The following is a 5,088-nucleotide window of genomic DNA, read 5'->3' on the forward strand; positions in this document are numbered from 1 at the left end:
GACCGCGCCAGCGGGCTCCGGCCCCCGGGACGGAGACCGCGCCAGCGGGCTCCGGCCCCCGGGACGGAGACCGCGCCAGCGGGCTCCGGCCCCCGGGACGGAGACCGCGCCAGCGGGCTCCGGCCCCCGCAGAAATCTCTTCAGCGGGGGCCAATCCGGCCGACTGCCGTAACCGCTCCTGGAGCTCTCCGACATCAGCAGCCTGACGACTGATCGGGCACCGTAAGAAGCACTACGGCCGCGGCCGGCCTTTCGATGCTGTCCCGACAGAGTGGGTCACCGATCGGCGGAGAAGCCGGCCCAGTAATCGGGCTTCTGGACGCTGCCGCACTGCCCGCAGCCCTTGCCGTCCCCCGAGCCCCGAGCGCGCGAAGCCTCGTCGAGGAACTCCCACAGCAATTTCGCAGCCTTCTCCTCCTTCGTCGCACGCGGGCCGTACTCGTACACCAGCCCGGGCTCGAGCTCGATCAGCACCTGCGACCGGTACCCGCTCCCGCAGCCGCACGCGGTGATGACGGTCATGGCATCAGCCCCGGTCTGGTGCAGCCAGACACTGTCGTCCAGGTACGCGACGGCGCTCGGCGGCATCTCGTTGAACTCACCCCACCACAGGCATCCGCTCCAGGATTCGGACATGCTCAGCTGCTTCGGGAAGAGGCTGGGGAAGTTCTCGGCGACGAACGCTGCAGCCTTCCGGGAGGCAGCGTCAGCGGTGCGCTTGCGCATGCGCTCGGCCGTGTGCTCCATCAGATCGATGGCGCGATTGAGCAGGTCGGTCAGGAGCGGGGACTTGGAAGACATTCCGTTCGCGTCAGCGGCGGGTGAGGTGATGTGCACGTGGGTCTCCGGCTTCGTGTGGCGGTGACGGGTCGGTGCCCGGCCGGGAGTCCGTCCCGGCACGTGCCGTCCGGCGGGCGGTGAGGTGGGACCACAAGGCCGGTCGCTTGGAGCGAAGCGACGACCGGCCTTGTGGTCCATGCCGCGCCGTCTGCCAGGCTCGAGTGCCGGGCCGGACCCCCGAGCAGGCATGCCCGCCGCCCGCATGGAGGCCGGAGATTTGCAGCGGCAAGCAGCCCATTGTCGACCGAACGTGAGGCCCCCGGCCCCTGCGTGCAAAACCGCCGGGGCGCCCAAATCAACCCGGCCGGGATCACGTGTCGACTCTTGCGATGATGGCTGTCCAAGACCAGCAGGGATCGGCCGTCGCGCCCCCCGGGCAGACGGCCCGCCGGGGCGTCGCCCAGCCCACGCAGTGGGCTGGGCCGGCGGGGTAGGACGACCGGATCAGGCACGAAGCGGTCAAGGTCATTTGCCTGATGACCGATCAGAGGTAACGATGCAGACCATGACCTCACGCCACAATGAAGCCGTACTGGCACGACGGGAAAAGCTGCGTGCCCAACAGAAGGCCGAGCTCGAAGCAGCCCGGCAGCGCCATTCTCAGCAGGCCACCGCACTCGCCGCTGTGGACCGGGAACTGACCCTCCTGGAGGAGGCTCGTACGCGGGCACGCAAGGCGGTCGTGGCAGCCGCAGAGCTGTTCGGGAGCGAGCAGGATCTTGCAGACCTCGTTCCGCTCCCGCTCAAGGAGATACGCGCGATGATCCGCGAAGACGCAGAGCTCCAGCGACGCTCCGAACGACAGGCGCCGGCCCGATTGGAGAACGAGGAGAAGAAGGAGGAGGACGGGGAAGCCACGGCCGTCGCAATCGTGCCCGAGCAGCACGTGGTCATGCCCGAGCAGTACGTGCCCGAGGCCTGATCTCCTGCCACTCGCTCCGGCCGGGAACCGCAGGGCGGTCTGCGGTCACCGATCAAGGCACCGCGGACCGCCGGCTCCAGTGCGGCTCGAGGCCGGGGACCTCTTGGTCCCCGGCCTCGCCGCCCCTCTCAGTACGTGCCGCCCTCGTGGATGCGTCGGTACTCGTCCTCGGTGACGCGGACCGTACCGGTGTTGCCGTCCTTGTCGCGGAGGGTGATCTGCCAGTACTCGGGCTTGAGGGCGGTGCAGGTGGTCTTGTTGCAGATGATGACGGGCGCGCTCACGGAGAAGGACCCGACGTTGACACTGCAGATACGCCCGTGGCAGCTGCTCGCAGGAACTGTGGCGGGGGAAGAGTCGATGTGCTGCTTCCCGGTGACGGTGCCGTGCTCGACGTCCGCACCACAGGCGGTGAGGATACCTGCGGCGCCGATGGTCACGAGAGCGGCGGCGATCCTGCGCTGGTTGAGGCTCATGATGGTCCGGCCTTCCTGGGCGGTGACGGACCGTGGGGCCCGGCCGGGGTCCTCCCCGGCACAGCGGGCCGTCGGGTGGGCGGCGGGGTGAGCGGCAAGGTGGAGCGCCCAGCTGGACGAACGACCTTGCCGCTCACCCCGCTGTCCACCAGGCTCGAGTGCCGGGGAGGACCCCGGCCGGGCCCGCCGTCCAGGTGTACGCGAAGGCTGAACCGGGTGCCGACGCGGTGTCGGCAGGCTTGGTCGGGTGGATCTGCCCGCCGGTCCAGCACGGACCGGTGCGTTGGACAGAAGGGCTCTCTGCTGACCGCGGCGGTTCGCGGCCATTGGCCATTGGACGCGGCCGACGGCGCCTTCCTCCGAAACCGTTAGGGACGACTACCGAAGGCACGGGATCGCTTCGGGGGCCGCTGGGTCGTCCACTCCGCCGACGAATCGGCCGGACTGCGCGGCTGTCCCCCCGGCAGGGGGCGACCGCGGCCCGGCGGCCCGGGACGGGATCTGACGGCCCCCCAGGGCCGGCAGAACCCGGCACGGTGAACGCCGCCGGGCCACAACACAGCCACGCCGAAGGCGTGACCAAGGCACGGTGGCCCGGCACGGTGGCCAAAGGCCCCCCAGGGGCCGACGCCACCGGGACGGTGAACGCCACCGGGCCACAACACAGCCGCCCCCGCCAGGGGGCGACCACACCAAAACCCCGAGCGGGGCGGGGCCCCGAAGGACCCCGCCCCGGCCGGTCAGTCCTTGTCCGAGCCGGCCATGTCGCCGAGCGTGGCCGTCGACCAGACGGGCTCGCCCAGGCTCGCGACCGCCTCGGCGACGGGGGTGGGGGTGGGGGTGGTCTCGGTGGCGGGGGTGGCGGTGGTGTCGGCCATCGGGTGCTCCTTGGGTCGGTGTGGGTGCCGGTGGGGTGCCCGCTGGCGGGGTGTTCCGGCAAGGGCTGCCACGCAGACGCAATAGGGCGGGGGCGCAACCGAGGGACCCGGACGGCCAAGATGTTTTGCGGCGCTGGCGAGGGCCAAAAAGGGGCGATAGCCCGGCCCTCGCCCGACGCAAAAGATCTTGGCCGGGAGGATCAGGCCCTCGGTTGCGCCCCCGACCGCGTCTGCGAGGCTGACCCGGCCGGAACACCACGCGGGCACCCCACCGGCACCCACCCGCAGACCACCACCCGCCCCCACCCCGAACCCCCGAACCTGCACCCGGCACACCAACGGATGACGCACCAGGGGGGCGTCGGCCCGCCACCGCACAACGGCAACAGGCCCACTAGGTCGGCAAGCCCCACCAGCGCAGCCTCGTCGGCCACCCCGGCTTGCCGCGCTGGCCCACCCTGGCCTGTTCCCGCAGCACGCGCTTGAACAGTCTCGGTCCCCGTCTGCCCCGGTCGGGGCAGAGATCCGGTGGGCCCGGGATGTCCCGGGCCCACCGGATCCGGCTCAGCTGGTGATCATCTCGGCGTCGGCGCCGAGATCGCGCAGCTTCTCCATGAAGTTCTCGTAGCCGCGGTTGATCAGGTCGATGCCGTGAAGGGTGGAGGTGCCCTTGGCCGCCAGCGCCGCGATCAGGTAAGCGAAGCCGCCGCGCAGGTCGGGGACGTGCAGTTCTCCGCCGGTCAGCTTGGACGGGCCGGAGACGACCGCCGAGTGCGTGTGGTTCTGCCGTTCGAAGCGGCACGGAGAACCGGTCAGGCACTCGCTGTAGAGCTGGATGTGCGCGCCCATCTGGTTCAGCGCGCCGGTGAAGCCGAGCCGCGACTCGTACACCGTCTCGTGGACGACGGACAGGCCGGTGGCCTGGGTCAGCGCGACGACCAGCGGCTGCTGCCAGTCCGTCTGGAAGCCCGGGTGCACGTCGGTCTCCAGGGCGATCGCCTTGAGCTCGCCGCCCGGGTGCCAGAAGCGGATGCCCTCGTCGTCCACCTCGAAGGCGCCGCCGACCTTCCGGAAGGTGTTGAGGAAGGTCATCATCTCCAGCTGGCGCGCGCCGCGGACGTAGATGTCGCCCTTGGTGGCAAGCGCCGCGCAGGCCCAGGAGGCGGCCTCCAGACGGTCCGGCAGCGCGCGGTGGTTGTAACCGGAGAGCTCGTCGACGCCGATGATCAGGATGGTGCGGTCGGCGTCCCTGGTGATGATCGCGCCCATCTTCTGCAGCACGCAGATCAGGTCGACGATCTCCGGCTCGATGGCGGCGTTGCGCAGCTCGGTGACGCCCTCGGCGAGGACGGCGGTGAGCAGCACCTGCTCGGTCGCGCCGACCGAGGGGTAGGGCAGCTCGATCTTGGTGCCGCGCAGCCGCTGCGGGGCAACCAGGTAGGTGCCCTGCGGGTGGTTCTCGATGGTGGCGCCGAACTGGCGGAGCACCTCGAAGTGGAAGTCGGTCGGGCGGCCGCCGATGTCGCAGCCGCCGAGGCCGGGGATGAAGGCGTGGCCGAGGCGGTGCAGCAGCGGGCCGCTGAACAGGATCGGGATCCGCGAGGAGCCGGCGTGACCGACGATGTCCTCGACGTTCGCGTTCTTCACGTGCGAGGCGTCGAGGATCAGCCCGCTGTTGTCCTGGTGGACAGTGACCCCGTGCAGCTGGAGGAGGCCGCTCACCACGTGGATGTCGCGGATGTCCGGAATGTTGGTGAGGTGGCTGATGCCCTGTCCGAGCAGAGCGGCGACCATGGCCTTGGGAACGAGGTTCTTCGCACCGCTGACGCGGACCTCGCCTTCGAGCGGGCTTCCGCCGTGGACCATCAGGCGCTGAGTCATGTGTTTCTCCCTGGTGGGTGGCCGGGAGGGGTGGCCGCCTGGTTGGCGGTCGGGGTTGGTGGGGCCCCTTTCCGGCGCGGGGCACCAGCGC

The 5,088-nt window shown here is 70.5% G+C and carries 5 protein-coding genes; 1 reads left to right on the forward strand and 4 read right to left on the reverse strand.

The features are described from left to right. Window positions 1–276 precede the first annotated feature (276 nt). Window positions 277–837, reverse strand: a complete 561-nt coding sequence (locus ACFV04_RS43165; protein WP_380350242.1) for a hypothetical protein — start codon at window positions 835–837, stop codon at window positions 277–279. A 508-nt stretch (window positions 838–1,345) separates the two neighbouring features. Between ACFV04_RS43165 and ACFV04_RS43170 the strand changes: the two genes are divergently transcribed. Next, window positions 1,346–1,762 (forward strand): hypothetical protein, encoded by a 417-nt coding sequence (locus tag ACFV04_RS43170; RefSeq protein WP_380350239.1) that lies wholly within the window; start codon window positions 1,346–1,348, stop codon window positions 1,760–1,762. 128 nt (window positions 1,763–1,890) lie between these two features. On the opposite strand, the gene ACFV04_RS43175 is transcribed toward ACFV04_RS43170, so the two are convergent. The 3 genes from ACFV04_RS43175 to murA form a co-directional block, all read right to left on the reverse strand. Continuing rightward, a complete protein-coding gene (locus ACFV04_RS43175; protein WP_380536548.1) occupies window positions 1,891–2,238 on the reverse strand; it encodes a hypothetical protein in 348 nt (115 codons plus the stop codon). Window positions 2,239–2,978: 740 nt separating this feature from the next. After that, window positions 2,979–3,116, reverse strand: coding sequence for a hypothetical protein (locus tag ACFV04_RS43180; protein WP_380536549.1), 138 nt, complete (start codon window positions 3,114–3,116; stop codon window positions 2,979–2,981). A gap of 564 nt (window positions 3,117–3,680) precedes the next feature. After that, window positions 3,681–4,997, reverse strand: coding sequence for a UDP-N-acetylglucosamine 1-carboxyvinyltransferase (gene murA / locus ACFV04_RS43185; protein WP_380536551.1), 1,317 nt, complete (start codon window positions 4,995–4,997; stop codon window positions 3,681–3,683). Window positions 4,998–5,088 lie beyond the last annotated feature (91 nt).

The organism is Kitasatospora sp. NPDC059599 (assembly GCF_042735125.1).
GTDB lineage: Bacteria > Actinomycetota > Actinomycetes > Streptomycetales > Streptomycetaceae > Kitasatospora.

Bases quoted from the DNA above. Each gene is read 5' to 3' on its own strand.
- ACFV04_RS43170 (WP_380350239.1), top strand. From the start codon at position 1,346: ATGACCTCACGCCACAATGAAGCCGTACTGGCACGACGGGAAAAGCTG.
- ACFV04_RS43180 (WP_380536549.1), bottom strand. From the start codon at position 3,116: ATGGCCGACACCACCGCCACCCCCGCCACCGAGACCACCCCCACCCCC.
- ACFV04_RS43175 (WP_380536548.1), bottom strand. From the start codon at position 2,238: ATGAGCCTCAACCAGCGCAGGATCGCCGCCGCTCTCGTGACCATCGGC.
- murA (WP_380536551.1), bottom strand. From the start codon at position 4,997: ATGACTCAGCGCCTGATGGTCCACGGCGGAAGCCCGCTCGAAGGCGAG.